General features: G+C 48.1%; 20 protein-coding genes. All 20 read left to right on the forward strand.

All coding sequences use genetic code 11. The annotated features are described in order from the left end of the window. The first annotated feature begins 3 nt into the window (after positions 1–3). The 20 genes from ACH33_RS01695 to ACH33_RS01785 all read left to right on the forward strand — a co-directional run bounded on the left by ACH33_RS01695 (position 4) and on the right by ACH33_RS01785 (position 24,114). Complete coding sequence (locus tag ACH33_RS01695; RefSeq protein ID WP_057897443.1) at positions 4–1,161, forward strand: DegT/DnrJ/EryC1/StrS family aminotransferase; 1,158 nt, start codon at positions 4–6, stop codon at positions 1,159–1,161. Between the two features lie 15 nt (positions 1,162–1,176). Next, positions 1,177–3,111: a polysaccharide biosynthesis protein gene (locus tag ACH33_RS01700; RefSeq protein ID WP_057897444.1), complete on the forward strand. Its 1,935-nt coding sequence runs from the start codon at positions 1,177–1,179 to the stop codon at positions 3,109–3,111. A gap of 16 nt (positions 3,112–3,127) precedes the next feature. Further along, a complete protein-coding gene (locus ACH33_RS19005) occupies positions 3,128–3,298 on the forward strand; it encodes a YwzD family small protein (protein ID WP_156423982.1) in 171 nt (56 codons plus the stop codon). Next, positions 3,291–3,989 carry an ABC transporter ATP-binding protein gene (locus tag ACH33_RS01705; RefSeq protein WP_057897445.1) on the forward strand — a complete coding sequence of 233 codons (699 nt, stop codon included), beginning with the start codon at positions 3,291–3,293 and terminating at the stop codon, positions 3,987–3,989. Before ACH33_RS19005 ends, ACH33_RS01705 begins: the two co-directional genes overlap by 8 nt. 20 nt (positions 3,990–4,009) lie before the next feature. After that, positions 4,010–5,206 carry an ABC transporter permease gene (locus tag ACH33_RS01710; RefSeq protein ID WP_236782001.1) on the forward strand — a complete coding sequence of 399 codons (1,197 nt, stop codon included), beginning with the start codon at positions 4,010–4,012 and terminating at the stop codon, positions 5,204–5,206. Positions 5,207–5,222: 16 nt separating this feature from the next. Next, positions 5,223–6,314: an S-layer homology domain-containing protein gene (locus tag ACH33_RS01715; RefSeq protein WP_057897447.1), complete on the forward strand. Its 1,092-nt coding sequence runs from the start codon at positions 5,223–5,225 to the stop codon at positions 6,312–6,314. Between the two features lie 24 nt (positions 6,315–6,338). Next, entirely contained in the window at positions 6,339–7,121 is a 783-nt protein-coding gene (locus ACH33_RS01720; RefSeq protein WP_057897448.1) for a YveK family protein, read from the forward strand. Between the two features lie 2 nt (positions 7,122–7,123). Further along, complete coding sequence (locus ACH33_RS01725; protein WP_057897449.1) at positions 7,124–8,743, forward strand: hypothetical protein; 1,620 nt, start codon at positions 7,124–7,126, stop codon at positions 8,741–8,743. A 40-nt stretch (positions 8,744–8,783) separates the two neighbouring features. Continuing rightward, complete coding sequence (locus tag ACH33_RS01730) at positions 8,784–10,121, forward strand: lipopolysaccharide biosynthesis protein (protein WP_057897450.1); 1,338 nt, start codon at positions 8,784–8,786, stop codon at positions 10,119–10,121. Between the two features lie 28 nt (positions 10,122–10,149). Then, positions 10,150–11,505, forward strand: coding sequence for an O-antigen ligase family protein (locus ACH33_RS01735; RefSeq protein WP_057897451.1), 1,356 nt, complete (start codon positions 10,150–10,152; stop codon positions 11,503–11,505). Positions 11,506–11,524: 19 nt separating this feature from the next. After that, positions 11,525–12,577, forward strand: a complete 1,053-nt coding sequence (locus ACH33_RS01740; protein ID WP_057897452.1) for an Ig-like domain-containing protein — start codon at positions 11,525–11,527, stop codon at positions 12,575–12,577. 141 nt (positions 12,578–12,718) lie between these two features. Continuing rightward, the gene (locus ACH33_RS01745; RefSeq protein ID WP_057897453.1) at positions 12,719–13,738 is read left to right on the forward strand and encodes an NAD-dependent epimerase; all 1,020 of its coding nucleotides are present in this window, start codon (positions 12,719–12,721) and stop codon (positions 13,736–13,738) included. Between the two features lie 10 nt (positions 13,739–13,748). Beyond that, the gene (locus ACH33_RS01750; RefSeq protein WP_057897454.1) at positions 13,749–14,417 is read left to right on the forward strand and encodes an acetyltransferase; all 669 of its coding nucleotides are present in this window, start codon (positions 13,749–13,751) and stop codon (positions 14,415–14,417) included. A 169-nt stretch (positions 14,418–14,586) separates the two neighbouring features. Further along, the gene (locus tag ACH33_RS01755; protein WP_236781942.1) at positions 14,587–15,345 is read left to right on the forward strand and encodes a WecB/TagA/CpsF family glycosyltransferase; all 759 of its coding nucleotides are present in this window, start codon (positions 14,587–14,589) and stop codon (positions 15,343–15,345) included. Positions 15,346–15,390: 45 nt separating this feature from the next. After that, a complete protein-coding gene (locus ACH33_RS01760; protein WP_057897456.1) occupies positions 15,391–16,536 on the forward strand; it encodes a glycosyltransferase family 4 protein in 1,146 nt (381 codons plus the stop codon). Between the two features lie 275 nt (positions 16,537–16,811). Then, the gene (locus tag ACH33_RS01765) at positions 16,812–18,467 is read left to right on the forward strand and encodes an RCC1 domain-containing protein (RefSeq protein ID WP_057897457.1); all 1,656 of its coding nucleotides are present in this window, start codon (positions 16,812–16,814) and stop codon (positions 18,465–18,467) included. 249 nt (positions 18,468–18,716) lie between these two features. Continuing rightward, positions 18,717–21,368, forward strand: a complete 2,652-nt coding sequence (locus ACH33_RS01770; protein ID WP_057897458.1) for an S-layer homology domain-containing protein — start codon at positions 18,717–18,719, stop codon at positions 21,366–21,368. A gap of 211 nt (positions 21,369–21,579) precedes the next feature. Continuing rightward, positions 21,580–22,125 (forward strand): helix-turn-helix domain-containing protein, encoded by a 546-nt coding sequence (locus ACH33_RS01775; protein ID WP_236781943.1) that lies wholly within the window; start codon positions 21,580–21,582, stop codon positions 22,123–22,125. Positions 22,126–22,192: 67 nt separating this feature from the next. Beyond that, positions 22,193–23,164: a GDP-mannose 4,6-dehydratase gene (gene gmd / locus ACH33_RS01780; protein ID WP_057897459.1), complete on the forward strand. Its 972-nt coding sequence runs from the start codon at positions 22,193–22,195 to the stop codon at positions 23,162–23,164. A 20-nt stretch (positions 23,165–23,184) separates the two neighbouring features. Beyond that, positions 23,185–24,114, forward strand: a complete 930-nt coding sequence (locus ACH33_RS01785; protein ID WP_057897460.1) for a GDP-mannose 4,6-dehydratase — start codon at positions 23,185–23,187, stop codon at positions 24,112–24,114. The last annotated feature ends 34 nt before the right edge of the window (positions 24,115–24,148 follow it).

Raw genomic sequence — 24,148 nt, forward strand, 5'->3', positions numbered from 1 at the left:
ACAATGAACAAACGAATTTACCTATCTCCGCCACACATGAGTGGAGAAGAGCAGCATTATATCGCGGAAGCATTTGCGACGAACTGGATTGCGCCGCTCGGGCCGAACGTGGAAGAATTCGAGCGCGAACTGGCTGAGTATGTCGGCGCGAAGGGAGCGCTTGCGCTCAGTTCTGGCACGGCGGCCATTCACCTTGGTCTGCGCCTGTTGGGTGTCGGGCCGGGCGATACGGTGTTTTGTTCAAGTTTAACGTTTGTGGCGAGCGCCAATCCAATCTTGTACCAGGGCGCAACGCCGGTCTTTATCGACTCCGAACCGGAGACATGGAATATGTCGCCCGGCGCGCTGGAGCGAGCGCTGCGGGACGCTGAAGCGGAAGGCGCGTTGCCGAAAGCGGTTGTAATTGTGAATTTGTACGGTCAGAGCGCTGATATGGAGCCGCTGCTTGCGCTGTGCGAAAAATACGGTATTCCGGTGCTTGAGGATGCGGCCGAGTCGCTCGGCGCGACATACAAAGGCAAAAAGAGCGGTACGTTCGGTGCCTTCGGTGTGTACTCCTTTAACGGAAACAAAATTATTTCTACGTCTGGCGGAGGCATGCTTGTTTCGGACGACACGGAAGCGCTGGAGAAAGCTCGTTTTTGGTCAACACAGGCGCGCGATGCGGCTCGCCACTACCAGCACAGCGAGCTGGGCTATAACTACAGGATGAGCAACATTCTCGCGGGAGTAGGTCGCGGTCAGTTGCGCGTGCTGGATGAACGGATACAAGCTCGCCGCGCAGTGTTTGATCGCTATGTCAATGCGCTTGCGGATGTGCCAGGTTTCGCATTTATGCCGGAAGCAGAATCCGGTTTTGCGACCCGCTGGCTTACTGCTCTGACGGTAGATCCAGCACAGACCGGCGTAAGCGCGGCTGAGATTGTGGATGTGCTCGCAGAAGAAAACATCGAAGCGCGTCCGGTCTGGAAACCGCTGCATTTGCAACCATTGTTTACAGGTTGCAAATATTATCCGCACGCGGAAGGGCACAGTGTATCTGATGAATTATTCCATAACGGCATTTGCTTGCCTTCCGGCTCCAGCCTAACGGAAGAGGAGCAGGAACGGGTGATTCAGGGTATTAAACGAGCGCTTAAACTGTATATCGAAACGAAATAACGGAGGTGAGCCGCTGTGAAATATGCGCAGAGAATTCTGTTGTTGGCGGTTGATACTTTCATCGTGCTTGGATCGGTGCTTGTCAGCTATTTGCTCCGGTTCGAAGGACACATTCCGGAGCCGTTCTGGAACAGTATGCCGTATGCGATAGGACTGATTTTGCTTGTTACATGCGGTGTGTTTTATGTATCACATCTTTATCGTTGCGTCTGGAAGTATGCAAGCATCGGCGAACTCTTGCTTATCATTCGCGCAACCACACTGGCGTTGGTATTGACCTTTGCGTTGTATTTTACGGCGCGCGCGCTGGGGGTGGGTATCGTCATCCCGCTTTCGATCTTCCTTCTCTCATGGATGACGACAACGGTCGGTATTGCCGGTTCGCGCCTGATCTGGCGCATCGCGCGCGGCAGATACGTGAAAATCCAGCCGCACCATAAAAAGGCGCTCATTGTAGGCGCCGGGGACGCGGGCACGCTCGTAGCGAAGGAGCTTCAGCGTTTTCCAGACACGACGCTGTATCCGGTCGCGTTCATTGATGACGATCCATCCAAACTGTACATGGAAGTGGCCGGGTTGCCCGTTGTTGGCACGCGCCGCGACATCCCGGCTGTCGTAAAGCGGCTTGGCATTGATACGATCATCTTGGCGCTGCCGTCCGCCGCAAAGTCGGAAACGGCAAAAGTCATTAATATCTGCAAGAAGACGGCGGCAAATATTAAAATTTTGCCGCGCGTCAGCGATGTGATTCATGGCAAGGTGTCGATCAGTACGATTCGCGATGTCAATGTGGAAGACTTGCTCGGACGCGATCCGGTGGAAGTCGATCTGAAAGGAATTGCCGATTATGTGACAGGTAAGGTTGTATTGGTGACGGGGGCGGGCGGTTCGATCGGTTCGGAGCTGTGCCGTCAGATTTCCGCGTTTGACCCGGAAACGTTGCTTCTGCTCGGCCATGGTGAAAACAGCATTTACGCAATCGAAAACGAGCTGAAACGCAAATATCCAAACCTGAAATATGAGACGATTATCGCTGATATCCAGGATCGGCAGCGGATTGTGGAAGTGTTTGACCGATATCGCCCGGCGGTGGTGTTCCATGCTGCGGCGCACAAGCATGTGCCGCTGATGGAACGCAATCCAGCGGAAGCGATTAAGAACAACGTTATTGGAACGAAAAACGTGGCCCAGTGCGCCAACTTGTTTGGCGTGGAGCGTTTCGTTCTGATTTCGACGGACAAAGCGGTCAATCCGACAAGCGTAATGGGCACGACCAAGCGAATTGCCGAGATGATTATCCAGAGCCTGAACCGTCGCAGCAGCACGAAATTCGTTGCGGTACGCTTTGGCAATGTGCTGGGCAGCCGCGGTAGTGTGATTCCGCTTTTCAAGCAGCAGATCAAAGAAGGCGGCCCTGTCACTGTGACGCACCCGGAGATGGTTCGCTATTTTATGACCATTCCGGAAGCGGTGCAGCTGGTTATTCAGGCCGGAGCCATCGCGGAGGGTGGCGAGACGTTTGTGCTTGATATGGGCGAGCCGGTAAAAATTGATAAGCTAGCGCGCGACCTGATCCGTTTGTCCGGGCTGGAACCGGAACGTGATATCAAAATCGAATACACCGGTATGCGACCGGGCGAGAAACTGTATGAGGAGCTGCTGACCGCCGAGGAAGGCACGACGGCGACAGCGCATAACCGGATTTTTATCGGCCGGGCGACCCCGTTCTCTGTTCCGGAATTTATGGCCAAACTTGAAAAGCTTGAACAGGCGGCTTCCAACAATTATATGCCGGTTGCGCCGGAAGAGATGAAGGCGATGCTGAAAGAGATTGTGCCAACATATCAGTTGCCGGCGGCCGACATCGCGGAAGCGAAAAGCAAGCAGAAAGCGGCGGAGACGATCGTGAAACGGCTGAAACTCGAAGTGGCGCTTGGCGCCGAAAAGTAATGGGAGTTGATATCTGGTGATGGCGAAACTCATGGAAAGCGAGCTCGATCAAAAAATTCTGCTTCATATTTTGCTGGATGTCTATCAAAAAGGCGAACAGCTCGACACGATGGACACGCGCGACATTGTGGATGACATCGTGTTCCAGCTCAAACCATTCATAGAACGGATGGGCAACTATGATTGAGCTTCGGGGCATTTCCCGCCACTACAAAGATGGGCGGGAAAAAAGAACCGTCATTGAAGATCTGGACTTGAATGTGAAACAGGGTGAATTCGTATCCATCCTCGGCCCTTCCGGCTCCGGCAAATCGACGTTGCTAAATATCCTTGGGCTTCTGGACAAGCCCGACTCAGGCACATACCGGCTCGCCGGACAAGATGTAACCGAATATGGCGGGGGCCGCCTGGCTGCTATCCGCAACCGCCATATTGGCTTTATCTTTCAGCAGTTCATGCTCGTTCCTCGGCTGACCGTCGGCGAGAATGTTGCCCTGCCGCTTCAGTATACCCGGATGTCTGCCCGGGAGAAGCGCAAGCGGGTGGATGAGGCGCTAGAGTGGGTCGGGATGCTTTCACGCAAAAAAGACGTACCCGTTCACCTGTCCGGCGGTCAAAAGCAGAAAGTAGCCATTGCCCGCGCGATTGTCGCCTCGCCCTCGCTTCTGTTGGCCGACGAACCGACAGGAAATCTGGATGCGCAATCCAAACAAGAGGTGATCAACATTTTGCAACGTCTGCATGCACAGGGCAAAACCATCATGCTGGTAACCCACGATTACGAGCTGGCCCGGATTGCGGAACGAATTCTGTATATGCTGGATCGCAAGCTCGTTCCGTATCGTGGTGCGCCGGAAAGGGAGGCGAACCGCGGGTAATGCTATTCCGTAATGTGAGGATGGCCTTGCGTGGCATCTGGATGTATCGCGGTCGTTCGTTGCTGGCGATTTTGGGCGTGGCGGTCGCCGCGCTGCTCGTTATTTCGATGATGACGGTGCTCTACAATTTTAGCCAGAGCTTGCTGCAACAATTCTCCGGGCTTGGCGCCCGGCAGATTACCGTTGTACCGGGCAAGTTGCTGAATAAGAAAGCCATTGATAGCGGTATTTCCGACTTTGCTTCCTTCGCGCCTTCCGCCAGCACGCTCACATACAAGGATGCGATGGATGTTAAAGCGCGGGTTCCGGGCGTAGAAAAGGCGGCACCACAAAATGAATTCATGGGCGTGCTTATGTATAACAAAAAAGGATATGAAATGATTTTTACCGGGACAACGCCTGATCTTCTGCCTATTCTTGATGTCAGGTTGGCGGATGGGCGATTTTTTACCGATGCCGAATGCAAGCAGAACAAGCATGTCATTGTACTTGGGGCCAACATTAAGCACAACATATTCGGCGACAGGCCTGCGGTCGGAAAAACGGTTACGATTAACCGGGAGAATTTTATGGTGATCGGCGTTCTGGATGAGAAGAAAATGTTCGGTTTCAATATTGATGATCGGGTATATGCGCCATACCATGTGGTTGAAAAGATAGGCAACGTGGACAATGCTTCTTTGCTATTTTTCACCGCGAAAAAGACGGAAAACGTGCCGCAGGTCGAAAAGCAGATCAACAATGTTATCGGACAAAACCATAAGAAAAAAGATTTCAACTTGGTAAAGGCAGAAGAAGTGATTCATGTTATCAAAACCGTGATGGATCTGGTCGGTGTGATTACCCTTGCGATTACCGGTATCGCGCTTTTGGTTGGGGGTATTGGGATTATGAATGTAATGCTTTTGACGGTGAAAGAGCGGACAAGGGAAATTGGGATTCGCAAGGCGGTTGGGGCAAAATCGTGGCATATTCTCGCCCAGTTCTTGTTTGAAGCGGTTTTTTTAAGCGTGACAGGCGCCCTGCTCGGCTTGGCCGCGACATATGGAATTCTTTATTCCATTCACACGTATTTTCCGATACTGCCGAACCATATTCCGCTGGAGATGGTAGGGTATACGATTGTGTTTGCGATCGGTGCAGGTCTTCTGTTCGGGATGATTCCGGCGCTGCGGGCGGTAAGGATTCCCCCGATCGAAGCGTTGCGCTACGAATAATTATGGAGGGATAGATATGAACAAGAAAAACGGATTTCGACATAAACTGGCGTTGTCGCTGCTTGCGACTGCGGTGGCAATGCCTTCTGTTACGCTGCTGCCGATAGGATGGACCACAACGGCAAAGGCGGCAACGGAGGATGTAACGGATAGCAAAGTGCAAAAAATGAAAGAATTATTGCAGCAACTCACCCCGGAAGAACAGCAGATGATCAAAGAAAAAGCCATGCAGGAAATGCTGGAATCACCGAATAAGCCGCTTGAGCAAATTGCGGAAGAAGCGGTAAAACAAACGGTTGACACGGAGAAATATGAAAAGCTGAAGCAGGAAGTACGCGAATCCAATATCACGATTGAAGATGTAATGCAGGCAAAAGACCAAATCACAGCATCTCCGAATGAAGAGGAGGAGCCGGCAAAAGAGCCGATCAAGGAACCGGTAACGGAACCGGTGAAAACGACAGAACCTGCACCGGAAAAACCGGAACAGTTGCCGGTTCAGCCAGCACCTGAAAAACCTGCAAAACCCGAAGACAAACCGGTGCCTGCTTTTACTGATCTAGGAGAAGTACCATGGGCGCAAGAAGCGATTCAAGCGCTTGTGGCGGCGGGTGTATTGAATGGAATAAGCGAAGACAAATTTGAACCGCTTGGCCATGTAACCAGGGCACAGTTTACCCGTATGCTGGTTCAGGCGCTCAAGTTAAATGAGAAAACAGCAGAAGGTCCATCCCCTTCGTTTACCGATGTGAAAAACGAAGACTGGTTTGCCGCTGATGTGGCAATTGCGGCGCGCCTCCATATCGTGAGCGGTGTGAGCAAAACCAAGTTTGATCCGAATGCGCCGGTGACACGGGAGCAAATGGCGACCATGGTCGCTCGCGCGCTGGATGTAACGATGGGTATAAAGCCTGCTGCGGAGCACAAGAAACAGTTAGAGAAGTTTGCAGATCGGAAGAATATTGCAACATGGGCGCAAGCAAACGTAGCCCTGCTAGTAGAAAAAGGGATCATCACGGGAATGGATCAGCATCATTTCGCGCCGAAGTCAAAAACCAACCGTGCCCAGGTTGCTGTCATCATTCAACGTTTGCTTGATGTAAAGTAAATGGCTCAGTAAGGGACAATAGGCATGGAACAATACCGGATACAGAGTGATGTACGAGGACTTCTTCGTGTTTTGCAGCGATATCTTTTTATGATAGTGACCATCACGCTAACCGCAGTCTTAACCAGCGCTGTGCTTAGCTTTTTTTTCATTCCTCCTGCTTATAAGGCGACCGCTGAGTTGCTGATTCATAAGGCCAGGCAGGAAAGCGGAATGTATTTGCTTCCTGCCTCGGAGCTTGAGGCGAATGTAGAACTGATTAAAACCTACAATGAAATCATTATCAGCCCTTCCCTTCTGGAACTTGTTGCCGGGAAACTGGGGGAGCCGGATAAAGGGAAAGCATTAGCCAAGAAAATCAGCGTAAGCGGCATACGTCATTCGCAGGTTATGGCCATTACCGTAGAAGATCGTAATCCGACAAAGGCAGCACAGATAGCGAATATGCTCGCTGCTACCTTCCAAAGTGAAGTTGTTAAACGGATGAACATCGAAAACATACAAGTTTTGGCGGAGGCAAAAGCGGAGCGGGCGTCTTCGACTAAGTTGGTAACGTTGGCGTTGCATATCAGTACAGCTTTCTTTCTTGGATTGGCGGTTTCGGTTGGACTGGCATTTTTGCTGGAATTAACAGATCGGAGAATACGTACAGAAGAAGAAATTGAGAGTCATCTTGATCTTCCGGTACTCGGTACCGTTGCCGCCATACCTGTACATTCTTCCAAGCTAAAGAGCAAAGCGGAAGAAGAAAGGTTTATCGTACCGCTTGTATATGAAGACGGCTCCCAACTGCCGACAAAGGAGTAGACATGAAGCATCGATGGTCAACCTATGTATCTGTTCTGAGTCTTATCATGAGCTTCGTAGCTGTAGGGTTTGTTTTGCTATCAAAGCCGGAGGTTAACGTTCAAGGCGGAAATACGCAGGACGCGCAGAAAGCAAAACGAATGATAGATGTGATGCAATTCGGGGCGGTAGGGGATGGTAAAACGAATGATGCATTGGCCGTTTCGCAAGCCATTGCTTATGCGGAGAAACTGTCAGCATCACAATTTTCTCCTGAATCGAATATTGTCTTGGTATTTCCTCCTGCCGAGGGCTATGCCCTGGATACCCCGATACAGATACCGCCGAATGTCTCGGTTGAGCAGCACGCTCCCCTGATTTATACAGGAGATGCGTATGAACCGTTCGTAACAATTGGCGAGCAGGGGAAAACGACACGGGCATCCTACACGGGTCTTGCTGTCATTCGAAAGAAGCAGTCTGCTTGGCTTTCCAGTGATCCGGCGAAGCAGGCGATCGGGATTCGGATTTTTAATGCCACATCTTCCTTTATTGATATTCGACAGGCCGACTGCTTTACCATAGGAAGCCAGTTTATTGGTGCTGGCAAAGGATTTGCCTACAATGAAGTACGGCTCGGTCAGTTTATTGGTAATCATATCGGAGTGGAACTGACCAATCAAAAGGGAAAGAACGGTCGCATTGGCTGGATAAACGAAAATTTGTATATGGGAGGCCGATTTTCGGTACGTCCCTCACTTCATGCGAACGAGGATCGAATCGGAGTTGTGATTACAAGCCAGGATGGAACGTATAAAAACAACAATAATAATATTTTTATTAAACCGAGTTTTGAGTTGAGCCAGAGTGGGCTGGTTCAGGGGGCTGAAGCGCTGCCAATTCTTATCGAACATGGAAAGCTTAATACGTTTGAATACATTCGGAACGAAGGAAACGGTACGTATGCAGCGCGTATCGTTAACGGTAGCAGTGACAATGTCATTTCGACTGGTATGGGAGCGGCGCGTATTGATGATCGCTCCCTGTACCCGTCCACAATTACCAGTAGCGCTTCCGAGCGGGTGCTGGAAGAGCACAGCCACCTTTTGGCCAGTTATAACCTGTCTGAGCGGTTCCGCATGCTGCCAGACGGCCACATTTCATTTGTGGGCATGTCTTTTTTGACTGACGGATCCAATGATGTGCTTGGTAGCGTCAGCGGCCAGGCAATTAGCAGAAATCAGGATGGTACGTTTATTGTGAAAGATACGGCGCTTGGCGTCATGATCGATACAAGAAAAGTAAAATCTTTTGTTGTTAAACGCGCTTCTCCGGGAAACAGTGCCGGGAGAGTTGTAATAAAAGGTTATGATGCCAGGGGCAATATCGTAAACGCGAAACATGGAGGGTGGCTGAAAGGAAAGGAAGAAAATGTTCCGTACTGGTCAGAAAAAAGGTATGGAGGTGTATATATTACAGGCTCTGACAACAGCGATCCTCTTTTCTTCGTTGTCGGGCCTGAAGTGGCGAGGGTGTGGCTTGGGATCGCTCCCGGCTCCGGCGCTGCGGTGGTCGGAGGTATGGCCATTTATACGAAACCGGCTGACTACACACTGGTATCAAGCGGAATTCGCAATGAGTAGACTGCAAATAAATTGAGTGAACATACAGGAGGCGGACTATGTGAATAGAATAGCAGGGGTTCAGGGGGTAGTAGAAAAAATCAAGCGCAGGCTGCCGAAAAGCAAATTTGCCAGAAACGTCGTGGTATTGGCAGGGGGCACGGCGCTTACGCAGGGCTTGTTACTCCTTGCATCTCCTATTCTTAGCCGGCTATATACGCCGGAGAGTTTCGGTGTACTGGCGGTATTTACCGCTATGTTATCGATTCTTGTAGTTATTTCATCTTTACGGTATGAGCTGGCGATCCTTCTACCGGAAGAAGAAGAGACAGCGGCCAATGTATTTGCTTTATCTGTCCTGGTCGTATTTGGTATGACGCTGCTCATAGGTACGGCTGTTTTTTTGTTCGGCGATACGCTGCTATTATCGTTGAAGGCAGAGAAGATGCTGCCGTATCTGTTTTTGCTGCCTGTCAGCTTTCTGGGGCTGGGTCTCTACCAGTCTCTTAACTATTGGGCGATTCGTTATAAGAGATTCGCCAGCATCTCACGTACGAAATTCAGTCAAAGCTTCGGAATGGTATGTACACAGATATTGGCAGGATTATTTATCAAAGGGCCGGCTGGCCTGCTTTATGGAGATGTAGTTGGACGGGTCAGCGGCAGCGGAACGTTAGCGCTGCTATCGTGGCGTTATGACCGGCATATTTTGCGGAAGATTTCACTTTCTGGTGTGGGAAAGGCGGCCTGTCGTTATTATCGGTTCCCGTTATTCTCCAGCTGGTCCGGGCTTCTTAACAGCAGCGGCTTGCAGCTGCCTGCTCTTATTCTTGCGAGTTTCTACGGGCCGCAGGTTCTTGGCTGGTTCGCTCTTGGACAGCGGGTTATCGGTGTGCCCATGACCATGATCGGGCAATCTGTAGCCCAGGTCTATACGGGTGAATCTTCCCGGCTCGCCCGGCAAAATCCGGAACAGTTGCTTCGTCTATTCTATCAAACAGCAAAGAAACTGTTTTTCATTGGCCTCCTTCCTTCTTTGTTGCTTGGGATCGCCGGTCCGCAGTTGTTTGCGCTCGTATTTGGAGGCATCTGGTACGAAGCGGGGCGATACATCCAGATTCTTTCTTTCATGTACTTGATTCAGTTTGTTGTATTTCCGCTCTCGCAGACGCTTGATATTATTGAATGCCAGCACGTTCATCTTATTTGGCAGATCGGGCGGATCGTGCTGATTATCGCCGCGCTTGTCAGCGCGGCCTGGTGGAAAGCTCCGCCTGCGCTGGCCATTGGCTTATACGGAGGCGTTATGGCAGTCGGGTATGTGATTCTGTTTTTCCTCTCGGCAATGAGCATTCGGAAGTTGTGCGGAACAGATAAAACAGCAAAAGATGTCGCATAAAAAATGACACGGAAAGGCGTTGTAGTATATGTCGTTTAAAACCGTAGCTCCCCGGCTCAAAGAAAGAATGTTGCCTTTTTTCGGTATGTCGCTTTTGGGTGTGATGCTTGCTGCTCTGAGCGTAAGCATTCCGGCTATTCAAATCATTGGTTTGCTGGTGGTCGTGCTGCTTGCGCTTGTGATCTTTGCGCTGCCGGAGCTGGGGCTGGTTATTACATCGCTGGGCGGACGCTTTAATCGTGTTCCTTTCCTGGAAACGATAGATGGCCCGGTCTATGTTGCCGCTCTCAGCTTGAGTTTGACTGTATTCGTAATGATCATGCGCCGCAGATTTCATGCTCTTCTTAGTAGAGCCTATTTATTTGCCTGTTTGCTTTTCCTGGCGGTGCTGGCAGCCGGAGTGATGTATTCCGTTTCTCCTTCCTATGGGACAACAAAGTTGATAGAGTTTGCTTTTTACACGTTGCCTTTGCTTGTGCTGGCGTTAAGCATGGTGACGTCACGGCAGCATTATGTGAACTTTTTCCTTGGACTGGCTGTCATCACATTTGGCCTGGCACTGTTGGGGATCGCGGGCGGCGTCCTGAGCGGCGGTTTGGCTAATGGGAGAATTTCTGCACTGGGTGGCGGTCCGAATGTGTTCGGGCGATTTATGGTTATTGGGGCGCTGAGTACGCTGTTTCTAATTAACTGTATTAAAGTACGTGGTTTTGCGGTATGCGGCTATATCGCGTTTGCCATCTACGCAATTGCCGCTTTTTACTCCGGCTCGCGGCAGGCGTTCATTGGATTTATTTTGGCGCTTGTCATGTATGGTTTACTGATTTGGTTGAAAAGCAGCAACAAGAAGCGCTCCCGCTTTCTGCTGACATTGGGGATTGTCGGTGCTCTTCTTGTTTCCATATTTACTGTTATTCCTGTGGAGAAGATTACCGGAGGAACCGCATGGATTCGGCTTACTCTACTGTTTCAGGAAGATAAAGGGACGTCCGTGGATGCCCGCTTTGTATTTGCTGAGGCTGCCTGGTATCTGTTCCAGCAGCGCTGGTTCACAGGATGGGGGACAGGTTCGTTTGCCCGGATGTACTCCGAAGAAATTCGCTATCCGCACAACATCTTTTTGGAAGTGATGTGCGAATTGGGTGCGATTGGGCTTGCGGCATTTCTGATTGTACTGGCAGTAGCTGCGTTTGCAACCGTACGGTTAATGATAAGCAAGAAAAAGAGCGAACTTTCAGGGATGGATGTTTCTCTGATAGCTACTGTCATTACTTGCTTTTTTTTCAGTCTGTACGCCGCGCAGATTAGTGGAGATTTATATGATAATCGCTGGGTATGGCTGTTTGGTGCCCTGCTGGCCGGGTTGCCACATGCGCTTAAATAAGAAAATGGAGGGATTGAGTATGAAGAAGGAAAGAAAGTTTACGCGTAAGTTGCTTCTGCCTGTGCTGGCTGCTTCCGTAGCCTTGCCTTCGGTCGCTGCTTTTGCGCCGCAGGTTTCTTACGCAAAAGAGAAGGCGGATGACTTTGTGATGGGGATGAAAGCGGACTATATTGAAGAGTTTATTCAGGTTCTTAAGGGCTTAACCCCAGAGGGAAAGGCACAGCTTCGCCAGGTGCGCGATTCGATTCAGGAAAAGTCCCTGATTTGGTGGCGCGATACCGTGATTCAAAACCCGCAATTTATTGAAGCGGCAAAACAAAAAGGCGTAACAGTTGAAGAAGCGACTTTTCTTCTTCGTGACTTTACGCTGCTTTTCTATACGCCGGATAATCTACAAGAAAACCTGCTTTCTTTTAAACAAAAGCATTCTGCTACATTGCAAAAATTGTTTGGGAACGAGTTTGGGATAAAAGATTTACTTGATTTTGTTAAGGATATTAGCAAGCAAATTATAGCTGACCTCATGATGGATCATATGGTGGATACGAATAAACCGCTGGATGACATTGTTGATGATGCTGTTAAGCGAACATTGGAGCACGGCAAATACAAGAAATTTGCAAACAAACTTGCTGAACTTACCCTTTCTATCGATGAAGTCATTCAAATGAGAAAACGTTTGGCAGCGGAGATCGATCCAAATAATGTAGCACGTAATGCTTTTCTTCAGGCATTCATCCGGAAAAATGTAACGCTGTCCATTCAGCCGGGTCGCCTTGTTCCGGGCAAGACCAAACAGCTTACAGTAAATGTTTCATTCCCGCGCAAAATATCCATTCGCTCGGGTGTAACATGGGAGTCTTCGAATCCGGAAGTAGCGACGGTCAACAGGAAAGGGGAGTTAACGGCGCACAAGCCGGGTACAACAACCATTACTGCCAAATTGAAAAGCATTGATGTTGGTAAGCTTGACGTAACGGTTGAACCAAAAAAGGACAAAGATAAAGAAGAAAAAGATAAAAATAAAGAAGAGAAAGACAAAAAGAATAACGACAAAAAAGACAGAAACTAGGAAGAAAGCCAGCCCCCTGCCGGATGATATACGCCGGCAGGGGGCATTTTTTTGTGGTAGATGTTTTGCCGGCCCGACCGGCTACCGTGAATGTTCTATTGTATAATAGTAAAAAACAAACATAGAGAGAAGGAACGGCTTATGGGAACAAAAGAAACCATTCTTGTAACAGGATGTGCGGGCTTTATTGGCTTCCATGTGGTAAAACGCTTGCTGCACGAAGGGTATCCTGTGGTCGGGCTTGATAACCTCAACGATTATTATGATGTATCGCTGAAGCAAGCACGGCTTGCACAGCTTATCGGACAACCCCATTTCACGTTCGTACGGGCGGCGCTTGAGGACAGGCAGGCAATCGAAGACTTGTTCTCCGCCTATCGAATCGAAATAGTTATTCATCTGGCCGCCCAAGCCGGCGTGCGTCACAGCTTGCAGAATCCGTATGTATATGCTGATTCAAATCTAACCGGATTTGTAAATATGCTGGAAGCGTGCCGCCATCATCGGGTTAAGCATTTGTTGTATGCGTCCTCAAGTTCGGTGTACGGCGCGAATGGCAAGCAGCCGTTTTCCGAACATGATGACGTGAATCATCCGGTAAGCCTGTACGCCGCTACCAAAAAGGCGAATGAATTGATGGCCCATACATACAGCCACTTATATGGTCTTGCGACGACAGGTGTCCGTCTGTTTACCGTTTACGGGCCATGGGGCCGGCCGGATATGGCGTATTTTTCGTTTACCCGCGCCATTCTCGCCGGGGAAACGATAAAAATTTTTAACCGGGGAAATATGAAGCGTGATTTTACGTATATTGATGACGCGGTGGAAGCGATTGTGCGGTTAATGTCCTGTGTTTCGGTGCCGAACCCGGCCTGGAGGACGGAAGCGCCGGACCCGGCGTCGAGCTATGCGCCGTACCGGATTTATAATATCGGTAGCCAACGACCGGTTTCGTTGCTTGAATTTATTAAGACGCTTGAACAGGTGCTTGGCCGGGAAGCAAAAAAAGAATGGTTGCCGTTGCAGCCGGGCGACGTAAAGGATACATATGCTGACGTGCAGGAGCTGATCCGCGCGACTGGTTATCGTCCACAAACCCCGCTTGCGGATGGGTTACATCGTTTTGCGGCATGGTATCGGAAGTATTACCGAGTATAGGGGGAATAACATGAAAAAAATCATTATTCTTGGTGCGGGCGGTCAAGGAAGGGAAACCGTCCAGCTAATCAAAGACATCAACAATGTCCGGCCTGAGTGGGAAGTGCTCGGTTATCTGGATGACACCCCATCCATTCACGGAGAGATACGCAATGGATTTCCGGTGCTCGGTCCATTGGACTTGTTAGCGGAACCGCGCTTCCGGGATGTGTTTGTCATTTGCGGGATAGGAAGTCCGCAGGTGAAAAAGAAAGTCATAGAGCACATAAAACAATGGCAGCCGACCGCACAATTTGCTACTTTGATTCATCCGACTGCCGTATGCGGCGATGAAAACAAGATCGGCGAAGGTACGACGATATGCGCGGGCAGCGTCATTACGACCAATGTCACCATCGGCGAACACGTGCTTATTAATTACGGTTGTACGGTCGGCCATGACTGCGTCATTGAAGACTATGCGGCGGTTTTGCCGGGTGCGAACCTATCCGGCAATGTCACGGTTCGCGAAGGGGCGCAGATAAGCGCCGGCGCGGTCGTGATTCCTGGTATGGAAATCGGTGAATATACAGTTGTTGGTGCGGGAGCGGTCGTTACTAAGCCTTTGCCTGCCCATTGTACGGCGGTCGGCGTTCCCGCCAGGCCAATAAAGCAGCATATCCTTTCTTTCCATGAGTAAACGAGGAAACACTCACCATAATCAACAGCTCTAGGTTGTGAAATTTTGTCGAGAAAAAGGGATCTTTTTTTGTTTGTACTTTTGTCGGATCTAATATAAAATGGAGGCGGTATAATCTATATGGAGGATTGTACCACCTTAGTATGTAGATGAAGAAAAACGGGAATGGATGAATACAGGTATGGATACATGTAAGCGGGTCACCATCTTGGGTGTACCGTTTCTGCATGCGACCAAGCAGGAGACGGTTGAACTGCTCACCCGCCGGATTGTGGACAACAAGAAAACACAAGTCGTAACGGCCAACCCGGAGATTGTTATGATGGGACGCCAGCATCCTTCGTACTTGAACTTGTTGCGCCGGGCTGAAGTGGTTACCCCGGACGGAATTGGCGTCGTACTTGCGTCCCGCTGGATTGGCGAACCATTGCCGGAGCGCGTGGCGGGTTACGAATTGCTGCACGCTTTGATGGTGCAAGCCGATACATACGGTTGGAAATACATGCTGGTTGGTGCGTCTCCCGAATCCAGCGCGGGAGCTGCGGAAACACTAAAGAAACAATACCCTAATGCTTGTTACAGCGGGCATTTTGACGGGTATTTTTCCAAGGAAGAGGAAAAGAACATCTTGGATCATATCAAGCGGGAACGCCCGCACCTGTTGTTTGTGGCGCTTGGCGCCCCGTGCCAGGAAGAGTGGATCGCCCGCCATTTGCCCGATTTGCCGGTCAATCTGGCGATGGGCGTCGGTGGCAGCTTTGACGTACTGTCCGGTAAAGTCAAGCGGGCGCCTGAAGTCTGGCAGAAACTGAATCTGGAATGGCTGTATCGTCTTCTGTCGCAGCCGAAGCGTTGGAGAAGGCAGTTGCTTTTGCCGAAGTTCGTGCTATCGGTACTGTGGAATCAAGTTATACTGCGTAGAAAATGAAGCAAAAGACTGAAGGATATAATTGAAAATATAAGGAGAGGAAACATGGAGAGTAGTTATATTTACGGGTTTATTCTTTCGCTTGTCGTGGCGCTCATAGCGACGCCGCTTGTGAAAAAGCTCGCGATTGCTGTCGGCGCTGTGGATAAGCCCAATCACCGTAAAGTTCATCAGCGTCTGATGCCGCGTCTTGGAGGACTTGCGATTTACCTCGGTTTTTTGGCGGCGTACCTGCTGGTATTCCCTCCGTTCCTTGAGAAAATTGGCCCGTTTCTTGAGCAGATGGGCATTTCTTCTGAAGCGATGGTGGAGACGTATTCTCGGGCGACGTTGGGAATCTTTATTGGCGGTACGATCATTGTGCTGGTGGGCGCGCTCGATGACCGTTTCGAATTGTCTCCAAAGTTGAAGCTATTAGGCCAGATTGTGGCTGCGGCGGTTGTTGTGTACTATGGCCTGCGAATTGAGTTTGTAAATTTGCCATTTCAGGGCATGCTAAGCTTTGAGTGGGATTGGATTGCCATAGGGATTACAATTTTTTGGATTGTTGGGATTACGAATGCGGTTAACCTGATTGACGGGCTGGATGGACTGGCCGCCGGTGTATCGGGCATCGCCACGGCCGCGATGATGATTATGGCGGTATTCGTGATGCCAAATCCAGTGGTCGCTCTGTACTGTGCGATCTTGTTGGGCGGGATTCTTGGATTTCTCCGTTACAATTTCCACCCGGCTAAAATATTTATGGGCGACACTGGCGCCTTGTTCCTTGGATTTAATCTGGCGACATTATCCATTATGGGTTTCAAAAACACAACCTTATTTGCTTTTATTATACCGATTCTGATTCTTGGGGTACCGCTGTCGGACACGATTTTTGCGATGGTGCGTCGTTTCCTCAATAAGCAGCCGATTTCGGTGGCAGACAAGGAGCACTTACATCACTGCCTGCTGGCGATGGGATTGTCTCACCGCGGCGCAGTGCTGGCAATCTACGGTATCAGCTTCGTATTCGCGACTGCGGCGATTGTGTTCTCGCAGTCAACGCTGTGGGGCGCGCTCATTATCGTATGCGCGTTGCTATTCATTTTGCAACTTGTCGCCGAGCTCATCGGTTGGGTCGGCCAGAAGAAAAAACCGCTTCTGGAAACGGCGCGCAGAATCAAGCAGATGACAACAGGAAAGCAATGAGTGAAAGAGACGAGTGCTTGGCGCTCGTCTTTTTATTAGGCTTTTTTCCACCAGCTTTTTACCGCCCACCGCAACGGCATGCTGCTTGACGTCTGGTTGGACGCTTTTGGCGTTTTCTATAGTATTCTCCTCGCGTTATGGCTGCTTCGCTCCCGCCGCTCAAAAACGTTCGCTTGCAAATCATAAAGGAAATAAAACGATTTTCTTCTAAAAAAGACCTATAATAAAGTAGAATAATAATTAGATCGACTATTAATAATTGGGAGAGGAAAAAGATGAATAAAAAGAACACGTTGATTCCGTTGGTCACGGCGTGTGGGTTACTATCTGGTGCATGGTTGCCCGGAGCGCCGGTTGTTTTGGCACAGGAAATCAAAACAGGAGCGCCGGCTGTTGTCAGCATCCAGACCGAAAACGGAATGGACGCGAAAGCCAAACAGCCGACTGACGTAAGATGGGTGATTCGTTTTAATACGCCAATCGAACGCTATACGGTCGATGATAGCGCTTTGTTCGTAAAGGATGAATCCGGCAATAAAGTATCTGTCACGCTTGTGTTTGGCGATAAAGATCAAACCATTACGGTCAAACCGCCCACAAACGGATATGGATCGGGACAAACATACTTTTTGTGCGTAAACGATAGTATTTACGCCAAGTCAGGCAAGAAACTCAGCGCCTCGGTCACACAGAAATTCCAAATTCAAAATGAAATTGTAAGCATTCAGGGAGATAAAGACCACACCTTCTTCATCGGTAAAAAAGAAGTTTGGAGAAGCGGAAAGGAAAACTTCCTACCGACAACAGAACAAGGCAAAAACCTTGCGACCCCGCAGCTTTTTAAAGAGCTGAGCGATATAAAAACCATTGTGAATGGCAAGGAGCATTTCCTGGCGCTGACCAACGACGGAACGGTCTGGGCCTGGGGCACAAACAAATCCGGCGAACTGGGCGATGGTACGAACCAGTCACGCAATACGCCGGTACAGGTAAAAGGATTGAGCGATGTTATAGAAGTCGTAGCGGCCAACGACAGTGATGGCAATGGCTATAGTCTGGCATTAACGAAGGATGGCACCATTTATGCGTGGGGCAGCAATAAATACGGCCAGCTGGGATTGGGCGAAGGAGCAGGAGCCTTTGTTAAAACGCCCACGAGAGTTTTGGAGGTGCGGGACATAGCGTCCATTGCTGGCGGTCAGGGCCACGCGTTTGCCGTAAAAAATGATGGCACGGTTTATGCGTGGGGCCGTAACAATGAAGGTCAGCTTGGCGACGACACGACCAAAGACCGCTACATCCCTGTCCGCATTGATGATTTGAAAGGAATTTCCAGGATCGTCATGGGAACGAACCATATCATCGCTTTTCAACGGAGTGGCAATATGTATGCGTGGGGCAATAACGATTTCGGCCAGCTTGGTAATGGTAGTAATGGTGCTAGTAAAACTCCTGTCCAGGTTAACTTTTTATCCGATGTCCAGCAGCTCTTTACGGTTGGAGACAGCAATTTTGCTTTGAAGAGTGATGGAACGGTTTGGGCCTGGGGCAAGAACGATGAAGGACAATTGGGTGATGGAACGAGAGAAAATCGTTTGATGCCTGTAAAAATCGAAGTCCTCACTAAAATCAAGATGATTTCTGTAAGTGAAGATCACGGGCTTGCGCTTGATGAAGACGGAAAAGTCTGGGCCTGGGGCAAAAATAATCAAGGGCAATTAGGCATAGGAAAAACAGAAGGAAAGGAAAGCAGCGTGCCTGTTCAGGTTGGCAAACTATCAAATATCAAACAAGTATATGCGAAGTCCGGCAGCAGTTTCGCCATTGGAGAGGACGGAACGGTCTGGGCCTGGGGCGAAAACGGAGCAGGGCAACTAGGGGAAGGAACCGCCAAGAACCAGCCGGCTCCCGCAAAAACCCCTACATTTTAGCAGTGCGAAACAGTCCGGCTGCTCCATCAGCCGGACTGTTTTCTGATGATATCGCTTGAAAAACTCGCAACGTAGCGTTCTGCCTTTGCTATATAAACATGAGGGTAAGCGGGCAAAGACCGCGGGGCTTTCTTGAAACATTTACAATATTATCTTCGTCTAGTATACGTTACCTGCAAAATCTTTTAAAATTAAGTATAGTAGAGAATGACATGATACAAAAACAAGAAAGAGGAGTGACCGTGAGACATGAAGCGTATTACACGTACTATCGTTCCGTTTACGCTTGCCGGACTGCTTAGCGTAAACGGACTTCTACCTGCTGTGGCTGATGCCGCGTCGAATGCTGCATCCGGCCAGTTTAAAGATGTGTCTGCCAATCACTGGGCCAGCCAGTATATTTTGAAGATGGGGCTTCGCGATGTGGTGGCCGGATATAACGACGGAACGTTTAGACCGGACGAAAGTGTAACGCAATTGCAGGCGCTGGCGATGGTTGTCCGAAATATGGGACTTACGGAAGAAGCGAAAAAATACGAGAGTACGGCGATTCCGTACAGTGTGCCGGACTGGGCAAAAGGTTCCGTTGCGCTGGCGATTTCCAAAGGTCTGATTAAGCCAACGGAGAAAAACTTTTATCCAGATATGCCTGCTTCGCGCGCCTGGGTCGCACAGCTTATGGTTCGCATGATTGACAAGGAGTCGGAAGTAGGCAAAGCATCTTCCACCTTGTTTACCGACGGATCAAGCATTCCGGATTGGGCGAAGGGGTATGTAGATGTAGCTGTTGCGAATGACTTAATCTCCGGATACAAAGAAGGAGCAGGAACGGCTTTCAAGCCGAACCGTGCCGTAACGCGCGCGGAAATGGTCACCATGCTCAGCAAGGGAGAACGTTTCCTTAAGATTGAATCGGCTAACACCCGCATCGGTTATCTGCAAAGCGTAAGCGGCAATACGTTAACGCTGACCGATGAGTCAGGCAAGGAACAGTACCGCTATACCATTACAAGCGACACCCAGTTTTATAACGGAAATGTAAAGACAACATCCGCTAATCTGGGAACGGACAGTCAATTGCTCGTTATTAGTGAAAATGGACAGGCTCGATACGTGGAAGTCATCAACTTTAAACAAAAGTCGAAATATGACAAAGCGGTACTGGAAAAAGTGTTTATAGAAGCCAACACGGTTGTATTGCGCCTGGCTGATGGAAAATTGCAAACTTATACGATCGCCAAGGATGCGGTAATCGGAGCAGGAATGGACAGGCTTAAGCTTTCCGATTTTGTGAACGGCGATGAGGTAGAATTCAGATTGAACACGGATGGACAGGTTTCTGAATTGTTCCGTACGGGCTTAAGCAAGGCACAAAGCTTGCAAGGCAGTGTCTATGATGTCGACAAGCAAAACAAATTGCTGACGATTAAAGCGTCCAGCGGAAAACTGGAGACGTACCAGTACAGTGATATTACGTATGTCGAATACAAAGGCAAGCGGTTCCCGAGCATCGAAGATTTACTTCCGGGCGATGAGGTTAAGCTGGAGCTGACGAACGGCATCGTCAGCAAGGTTGTTGTCGAAGCGGAAGCCGGCAAAACAAATGGGGGAGACGTTGGAACGGTTAAGGCGATCAGCGATAAGGATCGATTCGTAACTCTGCAAGGTGAAGATGGAAAGATTCAGGCATATACGGTTGCACAGAACGCCATTATTACGCTAAACGGTGCGCTTGCGCCTACGCTGGCGGACGTGAAAGTCGGCGACAAAGTGGAATTTAAAGTACAGAAGGATATGATTACGTCACTGGCTGTGAAGAATCGTACCGTCTACAACAATAAAGACTTATTGTCCGGCAGCATCTTTGCTCTGGATAAAAAGAACCGTATTCTTTCGCTGAAGACCACCAACGGTGAACTCAAGGCGTACGAGGTCGTTTCCAACGCGGAGATTTTGATTAACGGTTCATCGAAAAAAGAGCTGGATGCACTGGATAAGGATATGAACGTTTCGATTCAGCTGAACGAAGACAACAAAATTATCTATATTAACGCCGATAACCGCGTCCGGGCCGAAGTGGTACGCGTAAATACGGATGATAAGTTGTTGACAGTGAAGCTGGCAACAGGCGAAACGAAAGTATACGTAGTTGATCCGAAGGTAGATATTACGATTTACGATGTGCGCGGTGAGGATCTGCGCGATCTGCGGATTGGCGACAAGATCGCGATGAAGATGAATGGAAACAAGATTACGGATATTGAAGTGGAACGCTCGTTCGTTTACCGTGTTACAGAAAATGGGGGCACATACTCGAATCGCCTCACCGTACAGGATGAAAATGGAAGATCGCATGATGTCATCATCGATAGCCGCGTGACCTTCTCCATTCCGGGTATCCCGTACCCGAGAGTGTCTGATGTGAAGAAGGGCGATGTGCTACGGGCCACATATTTGGGTGATGATCTCAAAGAAATTGCGATTGTGCCGAACGTATATGGACAAGTTGTATCTGTGTCTCCGGAAATGGGCCGGATTGTGGTGCGTGACTTGAACGGCGTGACCAGCGAAGTGACTGCCGCATATGGAACAACGATTCAGATTGGCGACCGCCAATATACGAATATCAACGTTTTGAAACCGGGTGATCGTGTACAGGTGGCAGAGGCAACCAATGGCGCGAAAAGTATCGTTGTACTGACGAAAGTCGAGACTACCTTTAATTCGCTTGATCCGCTGGGCGACCGAATCTATACCGCGAAGCAAAGCTACTACCTGCCGGACAGCCTGTTTAACCGTCAGGTCAACCTGCAATCGCTGTTGCGCGGTCTGCGTAAAGGTGACAACGTAGCGATTTACCTGCTGAATAATGAAGTGTACGAAATAGAGAAGGTAAATTAAATGAAGAAAGACTCGCGGCTTTCATCCGCGAGTCTTTTCTATGATTCGATGTGAAATGCGCGTTTATTCAGGGCATACAGTTCAAATAAACAAAGCGAAAAAATTTTTTGACCGCAACAAACCGCTGCGGTTGACGTCTAATAAAATGACGAGTAAAATTATTACTCGGAAATGATTTACTTTCCTGCTGATTTTTGCAGGATGTTCCGGAGTGAAGAAATTGCTGGACTATTTAATTACGTCGAAAACGCGGATCAAACTTTTGCTGAAGTTTTTTTTGAACGCAGAAGCGCGCGGCTATTTGCGTTCGCTGGCGGAAGAGTTCGGCGAGTCGACCAACGCGGTGCGCGTGGAACTGAACCGGCTGACAGAAGCGGGCTTGCTGGAGGCAGAAAGCGAAGGCCGGACGAAAGTGTACCGCGCCAACCGTGGTCACGCGCTATTTGAGGACTTACATAATATTGTAAAGAAATACATAGGCATTGATCAGTTAATTGAAGAGGTATTGCGTAAACTTGGAAATGTGGAGCTTGCACTTATTACTGGTGATTACGCAAAAGGGATTGACTCCGGGATTATTGATTTGGTGATTGTAGGCGGAGTTGATAAGGGGTATTTACAGGTGTTAGTAGAGAAAGCGGAAGAGTTAATTCGTAGGAAGATTCGGATATTGATATTAAATAGGCAAGGGTTTGAAAAGTTAAAAGGGAAGTTTGAAGAAGAGAATGCGTTAGTAGTGTGGAATCAATTAAAATAAACAATTTATAAATATGGATAGTTTTTATTTTGAAAGATTATGTAGATTTTTTTGGAGGAGCAAAATTATGAAAAAAGCTTTAATTACAGGAATTACAGGACAAGATGGCTCTTATTTAGCAGAACTACTATTAGAAAAAGGATATGAAGTGTACGGTTTAATTCGTCGCACTAGTACTCCTATTATGGTTAATATCGAGCATTTAAAAGATAAAATCACACTAGTTTCCGGTGATCTGACAGATTTATCTTCGCTAGTGGCAATTATAAAAAAGATTCAACCGGATGAAGTATATAACTTAGGAGCGCAATCTTTTGTAGCAACATCATGGGAACAGTCTATTTTAACTGGTCAAGTAACGGCGCTGGGAGTTACAAATATTTTAGAGGCATTGCGAATGGAAAAACCAGATGCTAAGTTTTATCAAGCATCTTCTAGTGAAATGTTTGGAAAAGTTGTTGAAATGCCACAAAAAGAAACGACTCCATTTTATCCGCGTAGCCCATATGGTGTAGCAAAAGTATACGGACACTGGATTACTGTGAATTACCGCGAGAGTTTTGATATGTTCGCATGTTCAGGGATTTTATTTAATCACGAATCTCCGAGACGTGGTATAGAATTCGTTACACGTAAAATTACAGACGGGGTAGCGAGAATTAAACACGGTTTACAAAAAGAACTTCGTCTTGGGAACTTGGATGCACAGCGTGATTGGGGCTTTGCAAAAGACTATGTTGAATGTATGTGGTTGATGTTACAGCAAGAAAAAGCAGATGATTATGTGATTGCGACAGGAGAAATGCATTCCGTTCGTGAATTCTGTGAGATTGCTTTTGGACATGTAGGGCTGAATTATGAGGATTACGTAGTTGTTGATCCAAAATTCTTCCGGGCTGCCGAGGTAGATGTATTGTTGGGAGATGCTAGTAAAGCAATTAACAAACTAGGATGGAATCCACGTAAAACATCTTTTGAACAATTAGTAACAATGATGGTGGATAATGATATGGATTTAATCCGTAAACAGTTAAAATAAATAATGAAGGTGTATTAATAATGAGAGCCCTAATCACTGGAGTTGCAGGCTTCGTAGGCAAATATTTAGCTAACCATCTAACTGAGCAAAATGTAGAAGTTTTTGGGACATCTAGAAATAATGAAGCAAAATTACCTAACGTTGAAATGATATCATTAGATATTATGGATTCTCAAAGGGTTAAAAAGGTAATCTCTGATATTAAGCCAGACTATATTTTTCATCTTGCAGCCAAGAGTTCTGTTAAGGACTCTTGGCTTAATAAAAAGGGGACATTTTCTACAAATGTATTTGGTACTTTGCATGTATTGGATGCAGTTCGCGACAGTAATCTAGATTGTCGTATACTGACCATAGGATCTTCTGAAGAGTATGGAATGATATTACCAGAAGAATCACCTGTATCGGAAGAGAACCAATTACGTCCTATGAGTCCTTATGGTGTAAGTAAAGCTTCTGTTGGGATGCTTGCTAGACAATATGTCAAAGCATATGGGATGGATATTATTCATACGAGAACATTTAATCATATTGGCCCGGGTCAAAGTTTAGGTTTTGTTACGCAGGATTTTGCTAAACAGATTGTTGATATTGAGATGGAAAAGCAGGAACCAATTATAAAAGTTGGAAATCTAGAGGCTGTTCGTGATTTTACCGATGTACGCGATATTGTGCAAGCATATTGGTTATTATCTCAATATGGAAAAACAGGTGACGTATATAATGTATGTTCTGGAATTGGCACAAGGATTCAAGATGTTCTTGACTTATTACTAGCTATGGCTAATGTGAAAATTGATACTGAGTTAAATCCGTTACAATTAAGACCTTCTGAGGTTCCAACTCTTATAGGTTCTAATAAAAGATTGAAGGATTCTACAGGGTGGAAACCAAGAATTCCTCTTGAAAAGTCTTTATTCGAGATTTTACAAAGTTACCGTCAAGCATAAGAGAGGTGTTAAATTATTTTAAAGGCAATTTGGA

The sequence above is a fragment of the Aneurinibacillus sp. XH2 genome (assembly GCF_001439585.2).
Taxonomy (GTDB): Bacteria; Bacillota; Bacilli; order Aneurinibacillales; family Aneurinibacillaceae; genus Aneurinibacillus; species Aneurinibacillus thermoaerophilus.